General features: G+C 60.9%; 23 protein-coding genes. 10 read left to right on the top strand and 13 right to left on the bottom strand.

From position 1 onward, the window contains the following. Positions 1 to 6: 6 nt before the first annotated feature. Together ASD36_RS00485 and gcvA are read right to left on the bottom strand one after the other, a co-directional pair. The gene (locus ASD36_RS00485) at positions 7 to 225 is read right to left on the bottom strand and encodes a hypothetical protein (RefSeq protein WP_060503521.1); all 219 of its coding nucleotides are present in this window, start codon (positions 223 to 225) and stop codon (positions 7 to 9) included. An 81-nt stretch (positions 226 to 306) separates the two neighbouring features. Further along, positions 307 to 1221 (bottom strand): transcriptional regulator GcvA, encoded by a 915-nt coding sequence (gene gcvA, locus ASD36_RS00480; RefSeq protein WP_060503520.1) that lies wholly within the window; start codon positions 1219 to 1221, stop codon positions 307 to 309. Positions 1222 to 1340: 119 nt separating this feature from the next. Between gcvA and ASD36_RS00475 the strand changes: the two genes are divergently transcribed. After that, positions 1341 to 2558 carry an MFS transporter gene (locus ASD36_RS00475; RefSeq protein WP_060503519.1) on the top strand — a complete coding sequence of 406 codons (1218 nt, stop codon included), beginning with the start codon at positions 1341 to 1343 and terminating at the stop codon, positions 2556 to 2558. Positions 2559 to 2575: 17 nt separating this feature from the next. On the opposite strand, the gene ASD36_RS00470 is transcribed toward ASD36_RS00475, so the two are convergent. After that, a complete protein-coding gene (locus ASD36_RS00470; RefSeq protein WP_060503518.1) occupies positions 2576 to 3994 on the bottom strand; it encodes a PLP-dependent aminotransferase family protein in 1419 nt (472 codons plus the stop codon). A gap of 82 nt (positions 3995 to 4076) precedes the next feature. Here ASD36_RS00470 and ASD36_RS00465 point away from each other — a divergent pair, with 82 nt between their 5' ends. After that, a complete protein-coding gene (locus ASD36_RS00465; protein ID WP_060503517.1) occupies positions 4077 to 4940 on the top strand; it encodes a DMT family transporter in 864 nt (287 codons plus the stop codon). Positions 4941 to 5074: 134 nt separating this feature from the next. Further along, entirely contained in the window at positions 5075 to 5980 is a 906-nt protein-coding gene (locus tag ASD36_RS00460) for an EamA family transporter (RefSeq protein ID WP_060503516.1), read from the top strand. A 181-nt stretch (positions 5981 to 6161) separates the two neighbouring features. Here the strand turns inward: ASD36_RS00460 and ASD36_RS00455 are convergent, their stop codons facing one another. From ASD36_RS00455 to ASD36_RS00445, 3 genes are all read right to left on the bottom strand, one after another. Beyond that, positions 6162 to 7181: a transporter gene (locus ASD36_RS00455; protein WP_060503515.1), complete on the bottom strand. Its 1020-nt coding sequence runs from the start codon at positions 7179 to 7181 to the stop codon at positions 6162 to 6164. Between the two features lie 218 nt (positions 7182 to 7399). Next, positions 7400 to 9289: an ABC-F family ATP-binding cassette domain-containing protein gene (locus ASD36_RS00450; RefSeq protein WP_060503514.1), complete on the bottom strand. Its 1890-nt coding sequence runs from the start codon at positions 9287 to 9289 to the stop codon at positions 7400 to 7402. Positions 9290 to 9347: 58 nt separating this feature from the next. Next, entirely contained in the window at positions 9348 to 10427 is a 1080-nt protein-coding gene (locus ASD36_RS00445) for a GGDEF domain-containing protein (RefSeq protein WP_060503513.1), read from the bottom strand. 253 nt (positions 10428 to 10680) lie between these two features. On the opposite strand from ASD36_RS00445, the gene ASD36_RS00440 reads away from it, so the two are divergent. Beyond that, a complete protein-coding gene (locus tag ASD36_RS00440) occupies positions 10681 to 11859 on the top strand; it encodes a low temperature requirement protein A (protein ID WP_060503512.1) in 1179 nt (392 codons plus the stop codon). Positions 11860 to 11870: 11 nt separating this feature from the next. On the opposite strand, the gene ASD36_RS00435 is transcribed toward ASD36_RS00440, so the two are convergent. Together ASD36_RS00435 and ASD36_RS00430 are read right to left on the bottom strand one after the other, a co-directional pair. Beyond that, positions 11871 to 12092: a hypothetical protein gene (locus ASD36_RS00435; RefSeq protein WP_060503809.1), complete on the bottom strand. Its 222-nt coding sequence runs from the start codon at positions 12090 to 12092 to the stop codon at positions 11871 to 11873. A 116-nt stretch (positions 12093 to 12208) separates the two neighbouring features. After that, the gene (locus tag ASD36_RS00430; protein WP_060503511.1) at positions 12209 to 12724 is read right to left on the bottom strand and encodes a DinB family protein; all 516 of its coding nucleotides are present in this window, start codon (positions 12722 to 12724) and stop codon (positions 12209 to 12211) included. A gap of 142 nt (positions 12725 to 12866) precedes the next feature. Between ASD36_RS00430 and ASD36_RS00425 the strand changes: the two genes are divergently transcribed. Both ASD36_RS00425 and ndk read left to right on the top strand, forming a co-directional pair. Then, a complete protein-coding gene (locus ASD36_RS00425; RefSeq protein WP_060503510.1) occupies positions 12867 to 13556 on the top strand; it encodes a glutathione S-transferase family protein in 690 nt (229 codons plus the stop codon). A 99-nt stretch (positions 13557 to 13655) separates the two neighbouring features. Beyond that, on the top strand, positions 13656 to 14078 hold the full coding sequence (ndk, locus tag ASD36_RS00420; protein ID WP_037108924.1) for a nucleoside-diphosphate kinase: 423 nt from the start codon (positions 13656 to 13658) through the stop codon (positions 14076 to 14078). 90 nt (positions 14079 to 14168) lie between these two features. Here ndk and ASD36_RS00415 read toward each other — a convergent pair whose 3' ends face one another. After that, positions 14169 to 14678 carry a hypothetical protein gene (locus ASD36_RS00415; RefSeq protein ID WP_060503509.1) on the bottom strand — a complete coding sequence of 170 codons (510 nt, stop codon included), beginning with the start codon at positions 14676 to 14678 and terminating at the stop codon, positions 14169 to 14171. Further along, positions 14675 to 15235 (bottom strand): CGNR zinc finger domain-containing protein, encoded by a 561-nt coding sequence (locus tag ASD36_RS00410; RefSeq protein WP_060503508.1) that lies wholly within the window; start codon positions 15233 to 15235, stop codon positions 14675 to 14677. The genes ASD36_RS00415 and ASD36_RS00410 overlap by 4 nt, the downstream gene beginning before the upstream one ends. A 65-nt stretch (positions 15236 to 15300) precedes the next feature. Between ASD36_RS00410 and ASD36_RS00405 the strand changes: the two genes are divergently transcribed. After that, a complete protein-coding gene (locus ASD36_RS00405; protein WP_060503507.1) occupies positions 15301 to 16197 on the top strand; it encodes a branched-chain amino acid ABC transporter permease in 897 nt (298 codons plus the stop codon). 12 nt (positions 16198 to 16209) lie between these two features. Here the strand turns inward: ASD36_RS00405 and ASD36_RS00400 are convergent, their stop codons facing one another. Genes ASD36_RS00400 through pgsA form a run of 3 tightly spaced genes read right to left on the bottom strand, consistent with a single transcriptional unit; the run spans position 16210 to position 17526 of the window. Next, positions 16210 to 16674 carry a molybdenum cofactor biosynthesis protein MoaE gene (locus tag ASD36_RS00400; RefSeq protein ID WP_060503506.1) on the bottom strand — a complete coding sequence of 155 codons (465 nt, stop codon included), beginning with the start codon at positions 16672 to 16674 and terminating at the stop codon, positions 16210 to 16212. Positions 16675 to 16678: 4 nt separating this feature from the next. Continuing rightward, on the bottom strand, positions 16679 to 16939 hold the full coding sequence (gene moaD / locus ASD36_RS00395; RefSeq protein ID WP_060503505.1) for a molybdopterin converting factor subunit 1: 261 nt from the start codon (positions 16937 to 16939) through the stop codon (positions 16679 to 16681). Further along, positions 16939 to 17526, bottom strand: a complete 588-nt coding sequence (gene pgsA, locus ASD36_RS00390; protein ID WP_060503504.1) for a CDP-diacylglycerol--glycerol-3-phosphate 3-phosphatidyltransferase — start codon at positions 17524 to 17526, stop codon at positions 16939 to 16941. The genes moaD and pgsA overlap by 1 nt, the downstream gene beginning before the upstream one ends. A 214-nt stretch (positions 17527 to 17740) precedes the next feature. Here pgsA and ASD36_RS00385 point away from each other — a divergent pair, with 214 nt between their 5' ends. From ASD36_RS00385 to ASD36_RS00375, 3 genes are all read left to right on the top strand, one after another. Further along, a complete protein-coding gene (locus tag ASD36_RS00385; RefSeq protein WP_060503503.1) occupies positions 17741 to 18127 on the top strand; it encodes a hypothetical protein in 387 nt (128 codons plus the stop codon). After that, positions 18100 to 18831: a helix-turn-helix transcriptional regulator gene (locus ASD36_RS00380; RefSeq protein WP_156393790.1), complete on the top strand. Its 732-nt coding sequence runs from the start codon at positions 18100 to 18102 to the stop codon at positions 18829 to 18831. Before ASD36_RS00385 ends, ASD36_RS00380 begins: the two co-directional genes overlap by 28 nt. A gap of 108 nt (positions 18832 to 18939) precedes the next feature. Beyond that, the gene (locus ASD36_RS00375) at positions 18940 to 19626 is read left to right on the top strand and encodes an alpha/beta hydrolase (protein WP_060503501.1); all 687 of its coding nucleotides are present in this window, start codon (positions 18940 to 18942) and stop codon (positions 19624 to 19626) included. Positions 19627 to 19687: the final 61 nt, after the last annotated feature.

The raw sequence follows: 19687 nt of genomic DNA, 5'->3' as shown, positions 1-19687 counted from the left end.
GGCGCGTCAGTTCCAAAACGGCAGGTTGCGATGGCTGCCGAAGATGACGATGCTGACGAACACCGCAATCACCAGAAGCACGACGAGGGTCCAGAACAGGCGGTTTGACGCCGGTTCCTCCTCGATGAAAACCGGCTCCTTGTTGCGCAGCGCATTCATCGCGTGCCTGGGATCGCCCCATTTGACGCGCCGGAACCGGAAGGCATTTTGCGATTCGTGTTTCATGGAACGGAAAGTTAAAGCCTCCATTTGAACGGTGACTTAAAGGTTTTGGTAAAATTTTAGTGTTTGCTTGTGGATGCCGGTTCAGGCGGTGCGGCCCGCCTCCACATGCAGCCAACTTCGAAAGCTTGCGGCCAGCGGGCTCGCTTTCAGAGGCGAGAGGACGAAATAGGCAAAGCCGGGCGGTCCTGCAATCGACAAGGCGAACGGACGCACCAGCCGGCCCGCAGCAAGATCGTCCGCCACCAGCGCCTCGTCGCCAAGCGCTATGCCCCGGCCGTCGATCGCCGCCTGAAGGGCAAGATGGGTATCCTTGTAGAGCAAACCCGGTTGCGGATCGAAACCATCGACGCCTGCCGCCAGCATCCACATGCCCCAGTCTGGCCAGACGACGCCCTGTCCGCTCCAGGACTGGTGGATCAACGGATAGCGGAGAATATCCTCAGGCGTTGAGACGGCCGCGCCGCGCTGCAGCAGTGCGGGACTGCAGACCGGAAAGATGACGTGCTCGAACAGCCGGCCGGCCTGCAGGCCGGGATAGACGCCGGGTCCGAAGCGTATCGCCACATCGACCTCGTCCCGGTCGAAATCCTGCACGTCGCAGGTGACGTTGAGGCGGACTTCGGCGTTGGGTTCCTTCGCTGCGAACCGATCCAGCCGCGGCACCAGCCACTTCGCCGCAATCGAGGTCGGTGCTGTGACGTTGAGGCGGAATTTGTGCTGCTCCTGGCTTTTCCGGGCCTGGCTGGCAGCACTTCTAAGGCTTGCCAGCGCGTCGGAGGCGGCTTCGCAGAGGATTTCTCCGGCCCGGGTAAGTTCCAGCGACCGTCCCTTGCGGACGAACAGCGTCACGCCAAGCTGCGCCTCGAGTTCCTTGATTTGGTGGCTGACGGCCGCGGGCGTGAGCTTTAATTCCTCGCTGGCACGGGTGAAGTTGAGATGCCGCCCGGCCAGTTCGAGCACCTGCAGCGAGCGCGTTCCGGGAATGTGTCGAACCATGAGCGGAGCTTCAAATAAAACTAACAGTTACGGATAGAATTATGCGCTTTCACGAAGCGAAACAATGCTGAATATCCCACTGCAAGCCATCACGGCAAAATGGATTTGAAAGACAGGGCATGCAGCGCGCACCGGACGGATTTTCATTCCCCTTCATCGCCGGCTGTGTGGCCATGGTCAGCGTTACCTATGGCATGGGGCGATATGCCTATGGCCTCTTCCTGCCGTCCATTCGCACGGACTTCGATGTTGGCACTGTCGATCTTGCCCTGATCGCAAGCCTCAATACCGCCGTCTATCTTCTGGCAACCGTCATTGCTTCGGCGAGCGCCATCTATTTCCGGCCGCGGACCGTGATTGTCGCGGCGGGCCTGATCACCACCTGCGGCCTGCTGCTAACCGGTCTTGCGACACGCTTTGAAGTCGCGGCTGGTGGCATCGTCCTTGCCGGGATCGGTGGTGGCATCCTGTCGCCTGCGATGTTCGAGGCAATCGAAGCCTGGCTGTCGGCGCGATGGAAGACGCGGGCCATTGCGGCGGTCAACGCTGGCGCGGCACCCGGCCTGATTGTCACCGGATTGGCGGCCTACTGGCTGCAATCGTCCTGGCAGCAGGTCTGGATCGCCATGGGCGTCATTGGCCTCGCCGTGACGCTGTGGCAGGCTTGGCTTCTTCCCGAGGACCGGCTGCACCGAGAAGGGGGGCAGGCAAGGTTGCCTCTCCGTCCGGGGCTATTTTTGCGCGCCATATGTCTGCCGCTCTATCTGTCGCTTTTTGTCTATGGATTGCTTCTGAGCACCTATCTGACCTTCGCCGTCGACCTCATCGTCTCGACCGGCGGCATGTCCTTCCCGGCCGACCGGCTCTTCTGGGTTCTGCTCGGTGTCGCCGGACTGCCGGCGATGTTCACGGGGGAGGCGGTGCGGCGGTTTGGTGTCCGGGGCTTGCTTGCGATCAGCATGCCTGTCTGCGGCCTATCCTACTTGCTGCTTACCGTGGCGCCAGGCAATCCGGCTGCCGTGTTCACGTCAGCCATTCTGTTCGGCGTCTCGTCCATCGCCCCGGGAAACGGGTTCCTCGTCTGGGGCATATCGCTCTTCCGGGACCGGCCGTCGGTGGGAGCGGGAACGGTGTTTTTCGTTCTGTCGCTTGCAATCATCGCCGGACCGGTGCTCGCCGGACTGATGGCGGAGCATTTCGGCCCGTTGGCATTCTTCTATCTTCTGGTGCTGTTGCCGGTGCTGATTGTTCCGCTTTTTCCGCGCCAAATTTTCGGCACAGAGAAAACCGCCGCGGACGAGGAGGAGCTGCCCGCCGCACAATCGCAGGACGCCTGAGATTTGCGGGTGGCCGGTTAGCGCTGCCGCGCGATTGCCTTTCGCAGGACCTCAAAAATGCGGCCGTCCTGGCACTGGGAGACATTGAACCGCAGAAAGCTGGTGGCCGACTGCGACAGGCTGAAGACGTTGCCGGGGGCAAGGACGATGTTGCCGGCCAGCGCTTCGCGGGCGATCTCTGCCGCATCAAGGCCATCCGGCAACTGGCACCATAGAAACATCCCGGCCTGCGGCTCGATCCACGGGACGAGCCCAAGGTTCTTCAACCGGGCGCAGACGTCAGCCATGGCGCGGGAAAGGCGCAGGCGCAGCCCCTCCATGTGTTTCCGGTAGCTGCCGTCGCGCAGCACATTCAGCACCAGTTCGGCGGTCAGGGGGCCACCGCCGAATGTGGTGGCGATCTTCAGGTCGATCAGTCCTTCGATCCAGTCCGGGCGGGTGGCGATGAAGCCGCAGCGCGCCGATGCCGACAGCGTCTTGGAAAAGCTGCCGATATGGATGACGCGTTCAAGCCCGTCGAAGGCAGCCAGCCTTGGGGCGGCCACATGCTCGAAATCGGCGAAGATATCGTCCTCGATGATGGTCAACCCTGCCTGTTCGGCGAGTTTGAGCACCCGGTGCGCCGTCACCGGCGACAGCGTCGCCCCGGTCGGGTTGTGAATGGCGGAATTGGTGATGTAGAGCCGCGGCTTGTGCTCCTGCAGCACCCTCGCGAATTGCTCGATATCCGGGCCTGTGGGCGTGTAGGCAACGCTGACGATGCGGGCGCGATGGGCACGCAGCAGCGCATGAAAATTGAAATAGCAGGGATCGTCAATCAAGACGGTATCACCCGGCTCGAGCAGAAACCGGCACAGGAGATCCAGCGCCTGGGTTCCCGATTCCGTCAGCATGATCTGGCCCGGCGAGGCGTCGATGCCGTGATCGCCCATTCGGCGCGCAATCAGTTGGCGCAACGGTGGCAGGCCAAGCGGCGTGCCATAGTCGGCGAGCGAGGGGCCGTCGGCGCGCGACAGGGTTCGCAAGGCGCGGCGCATGCCGTCGTCCGGCAGCCAGGAGGGCGGCAACCAACCGCATCCCGGCTTGAGATCATCGCTGGCTGCATCGAGCGACTGGCGCGACACCCAGAAGGGATCGACCGCCCGGTCCAGCTTCGGCCCGGCTTCGGACACGGCAAACGGGGCGGCCTGGCTTGCCACATAATACCCGGAGCCGGGACGCGGCTGGATCACTCCTTCAGCAGCGAGCCGGTCATAGGCCTCGACCACGGTGGAGGTGGAGACCTGCAACGTCCGTGCAAACGCACGGATCGACGGCAGCTTGTCGCCTGATGTCAGGCTGCGGCCCGCGATACGTTGCCTGATCGTGGCGATGACCATGGCTATCCGGGTGCCGCTCTTCGTTTCGTCAGCCATCTGTATGTGATCCGATACCATAACAGTTTTGCCAAACTGTATAGGAGTGTCGCTGGCTTTGCCAGCCACCGCCGCCGATAAGGGGAAAACGAAGGAGTGTCGGATGGACCGGGTGGCGAGCGGGTGGATCAATGGATTGATCGGCGTGGTGATCTTCAGTGGCTCGCTGCCCGCGACCCGCGTGGCGGTGATGCAGTTGGATCCGGTATTCCTGACGGTGGCGCGCGCGGCGATTGCCGGTGTCCTGGCTCTCTGCCTGCTTGTCGTCTTCCGGCAGAAGCGGCCGTCGCGAAACGATATCATCTCGCTGATAGTGGTTGCCCTCGGCGTGGTCGCCGGCTTTCCGCTGCTGACGGCACTGGCGCTGCAGTATGTCACCTCGGCGCATTCCATCGTCTTCGTCGGCCTGCTGCCATTGGCGACGGCGATCTTCGGCGTTCTGCGCGGTGGCGAGCGACCGAAGCCGGCCTTCTGGATATTCTCCGTACTCGGCAGTGCAGTGGTGGCCGGTTTTGCTCTGCTGCAGGGCGGCGCGTCGTCACCCGTAGGCGATGGACTGATGCTTGCCGCCATCATCGTCTGCGGGCTCGGGTATGCCGAAGGGGCGAGACTGTCGCGGACGCTCGGCGGCTGGCAGGTGATCTCCTGGGCGCTCGTCCTGTCGCTGCCGGTGATGATCGCCCTGTCGATTGCCTTTATGCCACCGACATTCTCTGATGTCGCATTGCCCACCTGGCTCAGCCTTGCCTATGTGTCGCTGTTCAGCATGCTGATTGGTTTCATCTTCTGGTATCGTGGCCTTGTACAAGGCGGCATCGCTGCGGTCGGTCAGTTGCAATTGCTGCAGCCGTTCTTTGGTCTGGCGCTGGCGGCAACCCTTTTGCATGAGCCGGTGAGTTCCATGATGCTGGCGGTCACCGTCGCGGTCATTCTGTGCGTCGCCGGTGCGCGAAAATTCGCCCGGTAAACAAGATGGCTTTGCCTGTGGCTAATTGAGTTCCCGCAAACGAGCTTTTACACTTCGGTGTTCATCGAAGCATTCCGGCGTTACGGTCGCTATAACAGGATGGAATTTGACAATTCCTCTGAGGCGAGACGATCATGACTGCGGACACGATAAACCTGAGGAAAGAGCTGGCGCTGCTGCTGGGGCTCGCAACGCTCTGGGGTGCTTCCTACACTTTCATCAAGATCGGTGTGGAGACCATTCCCCCGATCACGCTGATTGCCACCCGCACGCTGATCGCCGGCTTGTTGCTGCTGGTGGTTCTGCATTTTCGGGGGCTCTCTCTGCCAAAGGACAGGGCGACATGGGGCCGGTTCCTGTTTCAGGCGTGCCTGAACAGCGCGATTCCCTTCACCCTGATTGCCTGGGCGGAAAAAACCGTCGATGCCGGTCTGGCGGCGATCCTCAATTCGACCACACCGATCTTCGCCTTTCTGCTGACGGCGCTGTTGACGCGTCACGAACCGGTGACGGGACGCAAGCTTTTTGGCGTTGTCGCGGGTATCGCGGGAATTACCCTGGTCGTTGGCCTCGGGGCGTTGAACGGGGCGGGTGAACAAATACCGGCCCAGCTTGCGATCGTCGCCGCGACGATCTGCTATGCCGGTGCCGCCATCTTCGGCCGCGGCTTCAAGGCTCTCGATCCGATGATGCCTGCGGCGGGATCGCTGATCTGCGGTGCTTTCATCCTGATGCCGCTCAGTTTTGTCATCGACCGGCCATGGACGCTGGCGCCTTCCGTAGCCTCCATTCTCGCGCTTCTGTGCCTCTCGGTGTTTTCGACGGCGCTGGCCTTTGTCATCTATTTCCGGCTGGTGCACACGCTTGGTTCCGTCGGCACGACCGCACAGGCCTATCTGCGCGTGCCCATCGGGGTCGCGATCGGCGTCATCTATCTGGGGGAGAGCATCAGCAGCACAGCCTTGGTGGGGCTTGCCTGCGTGATCGCCGGCGTCATGGCCATGACCATCCCGGGCAGGAAACGGCCGTTGGCAGCGTGAATGCCAAGATGCGCGCACGGGTAGGAGACGGGACTGGTTCCCCTCAGAACCTGGGCGTGGAATGCATGCAGCCGCAAAGCCGGCTGCGCAGTGAAATTGCCCGGCTGACTTTTGCGATCACCCAGCCGGAACGCGCCGCAAGCCGCCATCATCGGGCATTGCCGGGTTGATCCAGCGGACGCTAATTCGCCTTGGGCTTGCTGGCGGGCGAAAAGCTCAAGGTGAGCCAGGTATTCCAACCCTCTGGACGGTTCTTCGCCCCGAACTCGTAAAAGCCTTTCAGATTGACATAGCCTGCCGTCTCGTCGCTGACGGCGAATTTGTATCCGACCTGTGGCCCAATGCCGAACACACGCGACTTGAAGTCGCCGAGAGAAGCGCCTTCGCCGCTATCGCCACTCAATTGCTGAAAGGCATAGCCGACGACCCCCACATGGAGCTGTTCATTGAGGAAGTGCGAGGCAGCCCAGTCGATATGGCCATCGATCCCGTTTTTATAGTCCGTGTCGGGATTTTCGAAATTGTAGGTCAGGCCGCCTGTGATCGAGAATTCATTGCCGGACGCGGGATTGAAATAGGTATAGCCCACGCCTGAATCGATGGCAGCATGCCCGAACCCGGCATTGACGATGCGATCGGCATCATAGGACCCGACTGGCAGGCTCACAGTCGTGTAGACCATGTAGTTGTTGACGCCGTCGTTCCATTTCAGCGTTCCGAACGGCGCAATGTCTCCAAATGCGGTCAATGTGTCGCTGCGGCTTCCGGAAATAGTCCCGCCGAGAGGGCCGGTCAGCGTCGCATCGACTTGTGCCCGGCTGCGCAGCACGGGCAACAGCATCCCGACCGAGGCCTGCGCACCATCCAGAACAGGCTCCGCGAAGGTGTAGGTCGGAACGAAAAACACCGCATCGCTCCGTCCCTCAAGGCCGACGTCGACCTGACCTCCGCCACCGCGGGGGAAAGCCGCGTCTGCCCCGGCATCGACGCTCGTGTGGAAGTAGACGGTTGCAAGTGACCAACCCGGTTCCGTCGGCGCGGAAGCAAAGCTGCCATAGAAACCTGGCAGATAGACGCTGATGCCCCCTTCATCCGCATAAGCGGCAGAGACTTGTGTCAACAGAGCCGCCAGCCCCAGCCCGATGGCAGAGCGTGTACGAAGCCGGGAAGTTGACCGGTGGCGTCTATTTGGCGTTGTCATGTCATCTTCCCCCTAAGCACATTGCCTAGATATACCGAGTCGGGCGGATGCCCGCTAGCCAGTTCGATAAATATGAGGGGATCCGCTTGAATTGCCGCAAAGTGGTGTTTGTGGTAATTCGCGTTGAAAATACACCTTCGCGGCCTGAGGCGCGTCGCGCCTCTGTTGCAGGCAGCGCCGATCCTGATAGCAAGTCCACGCCCCGATGGGGCCGTCGATCAGCTCGCCATCGCCTCTTCATACTCGGTCGACAGTTCCATCCAGTGCTCTTCGGCCTTGGACAGTTTGCTGACGACCTCTGCGCGTTCCTTGACCTTGGCCGCTGCCTTGGCTGGAAATTTCTCGTAGAGGTCCTGGTCTTCAAGCTCCTTGTCGAGAACCTGAATCTGTTTCTCCAGCTTTGCCGTCAAGGATTCAATATCGTTGATCTTTTTCTTCAAGGGGGCAAATGCCGCCCGCTTGTCGGCTGCGGCCTTGCGTTGCTCGGCTTTGGACCGGTTGTCTTCGACGGCTGCGCCCTTGTCCTTGTTGCCCTTGCCGCGCGAACTCTGGACGATGGTTGAGCGATAGTCTTCAAGGTCGCCGTCATAGTTGGAGACGGTGCCGTCTTTCACCAGCCACAGCCGGTCGGCCGTCGCCTCGATCAGGTGCCGGTCGTGCGAGATCAGAATGACGGCGCCGGTATATTCGTTCAGCGCTTGGATCAGCGCATTGCGGCTGTCGATATCCAGATGGTTGGTCGGTTCGTCGAGGATCAAAAGGTTCGGCGCATCGAACGCGGCAAGCCCCATCAGCAGGCGGGCTTTTTCGCCACCAGAGAGATCCTTGGCAGGCGTGCTCATCTTGGCAGTGGCAAGCCCCATCTGGGCGACGCGGGCGCGCACCTTGCCCTCGGTCGCACCCGGCATGCGCTGGCGCACATGCTCGACTGCATCATGTTCGGGGATCAGGTCGTCAAGCTGATGCTGGGCGAAGAAGCCGATCTTGAGTCCCGGTGCCACCTGCACCGAGCCGCCGGTCGCGGGAAGACGGCCGGAGATCAGCTTGGCGAAGGTCGATTTACCATTGCCGTTCGAACCGAGCAGCGCGATGCGGTCGTCCGTATCGATCCGGAGCGACAGATGCTGCAGGATCGGCTTGCCCGGCGTGTAACCGACGGTGCCGTTTTCCAGCGCGATGATCGGCGAGGCCGCTTCCTTTTCCGGATCAGGGAACTTGAAGCCCTGAACATGATCTTCGATGACGGCCGAGACCGTCCCCATGCGCTCCAGCGCCTTGACGCGCGACTGCGCCTGGCGGGCCTTTGATGCTTTGGCCTTGAAGCGGTCGATGAACGACTGCAGGTGCTTTCGCGCCGCATCGTTCTTTACCTTTGCCTTGGCCTGCAACTCGTTGGCTTCGGCGCGCTGACGCTCGAACTGGTCGTAGGAGCCCCGATAGAAGGTCAGCTTCTGCTGGTCGAGATGGATGATCGCGTTGACCGCGGTGTTCAACAAATCGCGGTCATGGCTGATGATGATGACCGTGTGCGGATATTTGGCGATGTAATCCTCAAGCCACAGCGTGCCTTCAAGGTCGAGATAGTTGGTCGGCTCGTCGAGCAGAAGCAGGTCCGGCTCGGAAAACAAGACGGCCGCCAGAGCGACGCGCATGCGCCAGCCGCCGGAGAACGACGAGGCCGGCCGCAACTGCGCGGCCGCATCGAAGCCGAGACCGGCCAGGATGCTGGCGGCGCGCGATTCGGCCGAATGCGCCTGGATATCGGCAAGCCGCATATGGATTTCGGCAATGCGGTGCGGATCGGTCGCGGTCTCCGCTTCGGCCAGCAGCGCCTCGCGCTCCTTGTCGGCCTTCAGCACGATCTCGAGCAGCGGCTCCTCGGTGCCGGGGGCTTCCTGCGCCACCTGGCCGATACGGGCGTTCTTGGGGATCGAAACCGAGCCGGTTTCGGCTTCCATGTCGCCGGTGATGATTTTGAACAGGGTCGACTTGCCAGCCCCGTTCTTGCCGACGAGGCCAGCCTTGATGCCGGCCGGCAGCGCAACCGTGGCCTGGTCGATGAGAAGGCGTCCGACGATGCGGGCCGAAACGTTATTGAGCGTGATCATGGCGGCGTTTTGGCCGAACTCAGCCGAGAAGGCAAGGGTTTGCCGCGCCGCACACTGATCAGGCGACGTGTGGAGCGTAGGTTTTTTTTATCCGGCCGCCGATCGCGGCCGAGAACACCAATGTACCGGGCTTGCCGCCGCTGCGTACGGCTCTGAGCGCAAGCTCGGCCTGGGTGAACAGATCGACGCCGCCCGACGCGGTAAAGGCCATGGAAATGCCGGTGGAGAGCGACAGGGTCTGCGTCGTGAACGCCCGGTTCGGCAGGGCGACCTGCACGCCTTCGACCGAGGCGCAGATGCGCTGGGCGATGGCTTCGGCGTTATCGGCCGAAACGTCGTGGAAGACGAAGGCGAACTCGTCGGTGCCGATGCGGGCGACGAAATCGTTCTTCTTGACGGACTTGCGGAATTCCGGCGCCAACTTCTTCAGTGCCTTCTCGACGGCCGCGGCGCCATGGCGCTCGCCCATCTCGCGCAGGCCTTCAACGGTGACAAGCGCCAAAGCTGCCGGGCCAACAGCCTTGCCGTCGTCATAGAGCGCCGTCAGCTTGGCCGAGAAGGCTATGCGGTTGGGCAGGCCGGTGATGGGATCGCGGGTCGCGGCCTTGCGCATCGCTTCGATATCGCTGTCGATGCCGCCAAGCTGCGTCACCGTCTCGTTCATGGCAGCGGCAAAAGCTTTTTCCTCCCGCTCGAACACCGCAACCGCGTCGCGCAGGCGCGCGGCATCGTCGGCGAAATCGGACATGCCGGCGACGGGATCGGTTTCCAGCCGGGTGATGAAGCTACGCAGCATCGCGGCAAAGACCTCCTTCTTGGCGATGCTGTCCTTCAAGGCATGGCTGACCGCGGAGATCGAACGGGCGGTATCGGCGCGGATCGTATCGGCCTCGATCGCGGCAAACCCGGAGAGATGATATTTGACGCCGAGCTGTTCGATCTGGTTTTGCTGGGGGTGAGCGCCAAGGGCTGCAAATTCCCGGCTGAGCTGCGGATTGTGGCCCGACAGAGCCTCATAGAACAGCTCGTAATTGCGCGGAAAGGGCGCGACGCCAAGCTTTGCCATGGTCTGGGCGACCTTGAGCAGGATCGCGGCATTCTGCGCCTGATTGCCATCGAGCTGGGGCTTGTCCGTCATAGCCTATCCTTCACAAAACCGCTTGATGCGCGGTGGTTGCAAGACATTGCTGATAAACCATCGGGATTAAAAGACTGTCAAAGGCGCGAGCGTTTCACCCCAGGCACAACTGCCGGGCCGCCTTGAACTGCGCCGTTGCCTGCAGAGGGCAGCGCTCTATATGCCCCGCAGGCGGGAACATATCTTGCGCAGGATGGTCGGGTGAAAAGCAGCGGTGAAAAAATCGGCGTCAACGTCGAGCACGGAGCGTCTCATGCCGCTTAAACGTTCGAATTGGCTGCGCACCGAAGAGCCGGACCAGACCAGCGCCAGCTTTCCAGAACTGTTCTTCGATCTCGTCTTCGTCTTTGCGCTCGTGCAGCTCTCGCATACGCTCGCTTCCGATTTCGGGCCGACCGCCGCCTTTGAATCGGCGCTTCTGGTGCTGGCGATCTGGTGGGTCTGGATCAACACTACCTGGGTGACCAATTTGCTGCACACCGGCAGGGAGGCTGTCCGGCTGATGCTGTTTTGCCTGATGTTCGGCGGCGTGCTTTTAGCGCTTGCTCTGCCGGAAGCCTTTGGCGCGCACGGGGTGATGTTTGCGCTGATCTACTGCGCCATGCAGACCGGCCGTTCGCTCTTCACGCTTTACGCCTATCGCGGCGTCGATGATGCCGCATTCACCACATTCGTGCGGATCACGCTCTGGTCGCTGGCCTCGGCGGTCTTCTGGCTGGCGGGCGCGATGATGGACCTAGAAGGCCGGATCGCCTTGTGGAGCCTGGCTGTTGCCATCGACTATGCGTTGCCCGCACTTCGCTACGCCGTGCCGGGGCTTGGAAAGTCGCCACCGGAAACGCTGGATGTTTCGGGCGAGCACATGGCCGAGCGTTGCGCCCTGTTCGTGATCATCTGCCTTGGCGAGGCGATCCTGACGACCGGCAAGAACGCCGCTGAACATATGAACTCGAACACGACCTTCGCCGTGTTCTGCAGCGCGTTTCTGAGCACCGGTTTCATGTGGTGGATCTATTTCCACCACGGGCAGGCGGATGCGGCCGACAAGGCGGAGAACACTTCGCGGCCGGAGAGCGTGGCCCATAATCTGTTCACCTACGGCCACCTGCCGATCATTGCCGGTATCATCCTGACGGCAGTCGGCGAGGATTTCAGCCTGTCGCATGCGCAGGAGGATAGCTCTTTGAAAAATGCGCTGGCGATGATCGGTGGCCCGATCCTGTTTCTGGCGGGCAATATCTGGGTGAAAATGGCGGTTGCGCGGAAAATCCCGGTCTCGCATATCGCCGGGCTGGTTCTGCTGACGGCAAGCGCCGTGCTGGTGCCGTTCAGCAGCAATTACGTCATCCAGATCACCGCGACTGCGGTTCTTTTCATTGTCGCTATATGGGAATATCTGGCGTTGCGGCCCGCCAAGGGCAGGGCCGCATAACCGGGCAGGCGTCAGAGGGATGCCGAGACGATCTGCTTTGCGCTTTTGGGCAGCGTTGCAAACAGGGCGGACAAATCCTGCCAGCCATCGGGGCGGCGGCCCGACACATTTTCCGGCCAATGGCAGATGCCGTCACCGTGGATATATCCGACCCAGCGCTGTTCGCCCTGGTTTTCAAAATGCAGAACAGCCAGTTTGCCGGCCTCAAGCGCTTCGATGGGATACCAATCCATGGTGTTGTCCTGCTCCATTCTTAAAATATGAAGGGACTATGACGCGGCTGACTTGCTCAAGCCTTGTGACATTGATGTGACTGACGCGAAGAGCCGAATGATTTCCGCTGGTTGAGTCAGTCTGCGTAATGCCGGAATTCCGGCGTGCGCAGGAAATAGCTCATGTCCAATCCAAGGCTCGGTGCCCCAAGCGCCGTCAGCGTCATATGGCACTGGCCGCGATGGTGGGTGTGGTGGTTGAAGAAATGGGCAAGTGGCGGGGCGAGGCGCTGGGTGACGGGAGCGGGGGTGCTGACCGGCGTATAGGTAAAGCGGCCGGCAAGCGCGTCTTCGCTGAGACCGGCGATGAAGGCGACGATGCGATCGTCCTCGGCAGCGCGAGCAGCCGATAGCGCGGTGAAATTATCAAACAGGATGCCGTCGAGTGTTTTCGGCGCTTCGCCGCTGCCGGTAAAGCGTTTCATCCAGATCCGGTCGGCCGATAGCACATGGTTGAGCGTCGCATGCAGCGAGCCGAAGAAGGCCCCCTTGTTTTCGCGATACTGCGCGTCGTCAAGCTTGCCGGCGGCCTCATAGACCAAGCGGTTGGCCCAGCGGTTGTAGTCGGCAAACATCTTGTAGTGATCAAGCATCGCGGTTCTCCAGGATTCTCTGCAGTCTAGCGCCAATTCGCATCGCGGTGGGTGATGCGACCCATGAAATTTACTGATTTGATTGTTCGTGATTGCCGGTTTCGAATAAGGCTCGGATCACGCACCATCGATGAGGTCAGGCATGAATAGAACCCTTTACGCACTCTGCGGCGCTGACAAGAGCCGGCCGTTTTCGCCGCATGTCTGGAAGACGATGTTGTCGCTCTCCCACAAGGGGCTCGACTACTATACCAAGGCGGTCGGGTTCACGCAGATACCGACGATCGAAAACGGCGCGACGACACTGGTGCCTGTGCTGCGCGACGGTGACCAGTTGGTTCGCGACAGTTTCGACATCGCACTCTATCTGGACAATGTCTATCCGGATCGTCCATCGCTGTTTGGCGGCGAGGGCGGTCAGGCAATGGCACGGTTCGTCGAAAGCTGGTCGCAGCTGACATTGCATCCGGCCCTTGTCCGGATCATCCTGATGGATATCCACGACAGCCTTGCTCCGGCCGACCAGGCATTTTTCCGCACCTCGCGCGAACCCCGCTTCGGGATGAGCCTGGAAGCGGTCGCCGAAACCGGGATCGGTGAACTGAAAACCTTTGCCGCCAAGCTGGAGCCATTGCGCACCACACTGAAGAAACAGCCGTTCATCGGTGGCGAAACGCCGCTGTTTGCCGACTATATCGTCTTTGGTCCGCTGCAATGGTCGCGCATCGTCTCGCCGAAGACGATCCTTGAGCCGGGCGATCCGGTCCTTGACTGGTTCGAGCGCTGCCTCGATCTCCATAACGGTGCCGGGCGCTCTGTGACAGCAGCGTGAAACTTCGCCGCCCCCCTTGTTTTGCGCGGATTTGGCGGCTATTGAACCGCCAAATTCGCGGAAAAGCCGCCGATTATGGAAACCAAGGGAATTGAGACAATGGCGATTGAACGCACATTTTCGATGATCAAGCCGGACGCAACCAAGCGTAACCTGACGGGCGCCATCACCAAGATGCTCGAAGACGCAGGTCTGCGCGTCGTCGCTTCCAAGCGTGTCTGGATGAGCACCCGCGAAGCTGAAGGCTTCTACGCTGTTCACAAGGAACGTCCTTTCTTCGGCGAACTGGTTGAAGGCATGACCTCCGGCCCGACGATCGTTCAGGTTCTCGAAGGCGAAGGCGCCATCCTGAAGAACCGCGAAATCATGGGCGCGACCAACCCGGCCAACGCCGACGAAGGCACGATCCGCAAGACCCACGCCCTGTCGATCGGCGAAAATTCGGTTCACGGTTCGGACGCTCCGGAAACCGCTGCCCAGGAAATCAAGTACTGGTTCTCCGACACCGAAATCGTCGGCTGAATCAATTCCTGAGGGTTTTGGCCCGAAGGACTTGAAATGAATGAAGAAAAGCCGGTGCGGAAACGCTCCGGCTTTTTACGTTTTGGTGCTTCAAACCGGGCATTTCGCCGTCTGGAAATGTTCTGGCGCCTTGCCGTTCTTGAAGACATCCGGGTTCTTGTCATAGGCCGGGCCGACGACCAGGGCTTCGGCCGGCATGATATCCTGGTCGAGATTGGAGATGACCGAGGTCTTCAGTGTCTGCAGCACAGTGCCGTCAGGACCTTTGACCTCGATGGTCACCGCATAGGGTTTTTGCTTTTTCACGCAGGTGACATCCGGACTTTCGAGAACCACTTTGTCGAGTTTTGGAAACAACTTGCGGTCAAGCGTCAGGGGCGGGCCGCCCGATGGGTCTTCGAATGTGGCGGTAACCGTGCTGCCATCGGCGACCTGTTCGGTCTTCGTCAGCGTGATCATGTAGGTGGCATAGGCGAGGCGGTAGTTGAAGACGAACATCTTGCCGGTGAGTTCGAGTGGGTCCGGTCCGGTTTCGCGTTGACAGCCGGAAAGACCCGCAAGTGCGGCAAGAAGGACCATGGCGAAGCGTGTGCTGGTCATGTGGCAAGTTCCTTCTTCTGGCGCCGGTAGTGGCGGTTTGCCTTCACACGATTGCCGCAGACTGTCATGTCGCACCAGGTGCGGCTGCGGTTGCGGCTGCGATCCAGAAACAGCCATTGGCAATTGGGGCAGATTTTCAGCCGCTCCGGTTCGGTGAACGTGGCAAGCATGAGCGCCGAACGTGCTGTGGCGGCATCAAGCGGCGTACGTGCGGTTTTTGCCGGATGCCTGCGGATGATGATGGAGGCCGCATCCAGCAGGTCGGCAAGGTCCGCTCCGGTGGATGCGCCAAGCACATTGGCGCGAAAATGCCGGTCGGTTGTCTCGCGCAGATTGAGAAACGCATCGCGGTTTTCGACCGTCACCGGTTCCAGCGTCCCGAATAGTTCCTTCTCCACCGAAAACCGGTTTGCCGCGGCGGCAAAGTCGCGCATGGCAACGGGATCGGCATAGCGGTCGATCCGGCGCTCGGGGTCAAAGCGCAGGATCACCGAATTGGCGACATCGAGAGCGAGCGCGCCACCGGCAAAACGATGCTGGGTCCAGGAAAATGTCATGCGATATCCTAACTGGTAAAACGTATTTTACCAGTTATACTGATTTTGTCATCAGTGGATGTGTCATGGCCTATTTCCTGCAGCAGCTTGCCAGCGCCCTGCCTATCGCAGCTCTCTATGCGCTGCTCGCCTTCGGCTATTCCATTGCCTTTTCCGTAACCCGCCGGGCAGACCTCACCTATGGCGCGCTGTTCGGTTTTGCGGGTCAGATGTTTCTGCTGTTTTCGGATTTTGCCTGGAACTGTCTCTGGCTGGTTCTGCCAGCGGCCCTGGCTGTCGGCGCTGTTTCGGCGCTGGTCTATACGCTCGGGGCCGGCCTTTTGATCGGCCGTTCGGTCATGCACCGGCTGGCGACAACCTCGGCCAATACGGTGGTGGTCGTCTCGCTCGGCATTGCGCTGGTGCTGATGGAGCTGTCGCGGATCGCGGCGCAGACGCGCAGCCTGTGGCTGCCGCCTTTTCTCAATACGCCGGTGACCCTCTGGTCCGATCCGCAGTTTCCGGTGACGCTGACGGTGGTGCAGCTCTTGAACACGGTGCTGATGCTAGTGCTCGTCGGGGCAGGGCATCTGTTTCTGGCACGCTCGGCCTGGGGCCGTGCCTGGCGGGCGGTGTCGGACGATGCGGGCGCGGCTGCACTCTGCGGTATCGACGGCAGGCGCATCTTCATTGCCGCCTATGGCCTATCTTCGCTTCTGGCAGCGATCGCGGGCATTCTCGCCACGGCCTATTATGGCACGATGGATTTCGGCGCCGGTATCGTGTTCGGGGTCAAGGTGCTGTTCATTGCCGCGATCGGCGGGCAGACGGCGCCGGTGCTGGCGGCCGTTGGCGCGGCCGCCATGGGCCTGAGCGAAACGCTCTGGAGCGCCTATGGGCCAATGCTGTGGCGGGATTTTGCGATCTTTTCGTTCCTCGTCCTGCTTTTGGTGCTGACGCGCAAGGAGCAGTTTCAGCCCTGACGGCTGGACCAGTCAATCCTTCGTCCAGCGGTCCCTGGCGCTGTCATCCTCGTCCTTGGCGCTGACCCAGCCGCGCGTGGAGCCATCGGCGGCATGTTCCTTCTTCCAGAAGGGGGCTGCGGTCTTGAGGAAATCCATGATGAAATTTGCGCCGTCGAACGCGGCCTGCCGGTGCGGCGAGGCGGTGACGACGAGCACGATGTTTTCGCCGGGCGCGATCTTGCCATAACGATGGATGGCGGTTGCGGCCTGCAAGCTGAAGCGGCCAACGGCTTCTTCGCAGATGCGGCGGATTTCTGCTTCCGCCATGCCCGGATAATGCTCCAGCTCCAGCGCGCTCAGCGTTCCGGCTTCGTCGCGGCAAAGTCCGGAAAAGGTGACGACTGCACCGATATCGTGGCGGCCGGCCAAAAGTGCCTGTACTTCCGCAGCAAGTTCGAAATCGTCGCGCTGGACGCGAACCTTGACGGGAGCCACGGCCTCAGCCTCCGGTCATCGGTGGGAAAAGAGCGATCTCGCGTGCGCCGGCGATTTTTTCGTCGTGCTCGACATGTTCATGGTTGATGGCGACGCGGATGACATTTTCATGCTCAAGCGCTGCCTCGTATTCGTCGCCGAGTGTCTTCAGGTGGGCGAGCAGATCGCCCGCCGTCACCACACTGTCGGGAAGCTCCAGCGTTTCTTCGTCCCTGCCGATCCGCTCACGCACCCACGCGAAATAGACGAGGTTGACGCTGGTCATCAGTCCACCATGTGCTTCAGGCCGGCGCGGAAGTAGTCATAGCCGGTATAGAGGGTGATGCCTGCGGCAAGCCAAAGCAGGCCGATGCCCATTTCGGTCGTGTAGGGCAGGACCTTGTCGCCGGCGGGGCCTGCCAGCAGGAAGGCGATGGCCACCATCTGGATCGTCGTCTTCCACTTGGCGATGCGGGTGACCGGCACGCTGACCTTCAGCGCGGCGAGATATTCACGCAGGCCCGAAACCAGGATCTCGCGGCAGAGAATGATGATGGCAGCCCAGATCGACCAGCCGGCAATCGTGCCATCGGCGGCAACGAGCAGCAGGACGGACGCCACCAGCAGCTTGTCGGCGATCGGATCGAGCATGCGGCCGATATTCGAGGTCTGCTTCCAGATGCGCGCCAGATAGCCATCGAAGAAGTCGGTGATCGAGGCGAAGGCAAACAGCCCCAGTGCTGTCCAGCGGGCGAAGTCCGAACTCTGCAGTCTGCCTTCCACGAAGAAACACAGGACGATCAACGGCACGGCCAGAATACGGGCATATGTCAGGAGATTGGGAATGTTGTAGGCGGCAGGCGTGGTGGACATCGATTCGGGTTCTCTGCGATTTCTTTGGTGACAGATGAAGGACTTTGTGACTGCGGCGTCAACCAGTCATTAGAGATCGGCTCGAATTATGGCGGAATTCGTCTGAACGCACGGTGAACCAATCCCCCCATTTTTGGTGGGTTTGCGCATTGCGCTTGGCAAAACGGTTGGCCATGAGGCACAATCGAATAAATGCTCCAACAAAGAGCAGATAATGTCCGATGCCATGACGTTGATCGATCGAATCTACGAAGCCGCGGTCATTCCCGAGCTTTGGCCGGATGTCTGCGTCAGTCTGGCGGAAGAGGTGAGCGGTTTTTCAGCCTGCATCCTGACCGCCGACACCGGCGGGGCAATCCGGTGGGTCTGTTCCCCAAACATCGAAGAGGCAATGGAGCGCTATGCCGGGACGGATGCGAGGCCGCATAATCCGCGCCCGGAACGCTCCATGTTGTTGGCGCCGATGGCCTTTGCCCGCGACGTGGATATCATGACCGCAGACGAGATTGCAGACGATGCCATCTACAACACGTTCCTGCGGCCGATCGGGCTTGGCTGGAGCTGGGAGCAGTCTTGCCCGAACCTTCGGGCCACACGTTGATCTTTGATTTTCTTGCCCGCAGCGAAGACGGGCCGTTCTCAAGTCAGGCGCTTGATCGCATCAACAGCCTGAAAGGCGATCTCGCCCGCGCTGCGCTGATCTCGTCGCGCATGATTTTCCGCCAGGCACAGAGCATCACATCGACGCTGTCATTGATTGGCCTTCCCGCCGCCGTCCTCAGCGACGACAATCGGGTTCTGGCCATGAACGGGGATATGGAGGCGCTTGCACCGCGCATCCGCACTGGCGCCGGCAACAGGATTTCGTTGAAAAACCTTGCGGCGAATGGACTGGTTCTCACCGCGCTGGAGCAATTGAGCGTCGCGCAGGTGTCAAACGTGCAATCCATCCCGTTGGCTGCGGAGGGAAACGCGCCGGCCCTGATCCTGCACCTGATGCCTGTTCGAAGAAATGCGCGCGACATTTTTTCCCGAAGCTTTGCGGTGCTGATCGCAACGCCGGTCTGCGCGGCCGGAGCGCCGGATATGCGCGTCCTCAGCGGGCTGTTCGATCTGACCCCCGGGGAAGCGCGGGTCGCGCGTGAACTGGCCTCCGGGGCAAGCCTGGAAGCCGTGTCGATCAAGCTTGGATTAAAGCTTGAAACGGTGCGTACCTATCTGAAGCGTATTTTTCTCAAGACGGGGACACGGCGTCAGGCGGAGTTGACCCGGATGCTGTCCGGTCTGGGGCGGCTGGCGACGTGATGGCGGCGCCACAATCCGGTCATGGAAAAGGGATTTTCTGAGCATGGGGATGGGACTATAACCCATCCTTGTCAGTCATTTCCAATCCGATAACCTGGAGATTAATTTATGGCACAAGTTCCGACGATTCTTCTCGTTCACGGCTTCTGGGGCGGGGCGGCCCACTGGAGCAAAGTTATCGTGGAACTCGCCCGTCTGGGCCATCGATCAATCAAGGCTGTCGAGTTGCCGCTGACATCGCTTGCTGACGATGCCGAGCGCACCCGCAAGATGATTGCCCAGGTCGACGGGCCTGTTCTTCTTGTTGGCCATTCCTACGGCGGCGCGGTCATTACCCAGGCGGGCAATCAGCCGAATGTCACAGGGCTTGTCTATATTGCCGCGTTTGCGCCTGACGCCGGCGAGAGCCCCGGCGGCATCACCGGCAAAAATCCGCCCGCTGCCGCCGCCAACCTGGCACCCGACAGCGACGGCTATCTCTGGGTCAAGCCGGAGAAATTTCACGAGAGTTTCTGCCAGGACCTGACTGCCAACGAAGGGCTGGTCATGGGCATCACCCAGAAGGCGCCGCTTGCCAGCACATTCGGCAACGAGATCAGCAATCCGGCATGGAAGAACAAGAGCAGCTGGTACCAGATTTCCAGCGAGGATCACATGATCCATCCCGACAACCAGCGCTGGATGTCGGGCCGTTTGGGCGCAAAGAAGGTGATCACGCTGAAGGCGAGCCATGCTTCGCTGGCGTCGATGCCGGTCGAAGTCGCGGCCTTGATCGATGAGGCGGCAAAAGCCTAGCACCGGCCGGCCTCATCCCCGGACCGGACTTGCAATGGTGGCGGGCAAGCACGCCCGCCAT

This window comes from Rhizobium sp. Root1334, assembly GCF_001426665.1.
Lineage (GTDB): Bacteria > Pseudomonadota > Alphaproteobacteria > Rhizobiales > Rhizobiaceae > Pararhizobium.
This window is presented reverse-complemented; position numbering and strand designations above follow the sequence as displayed.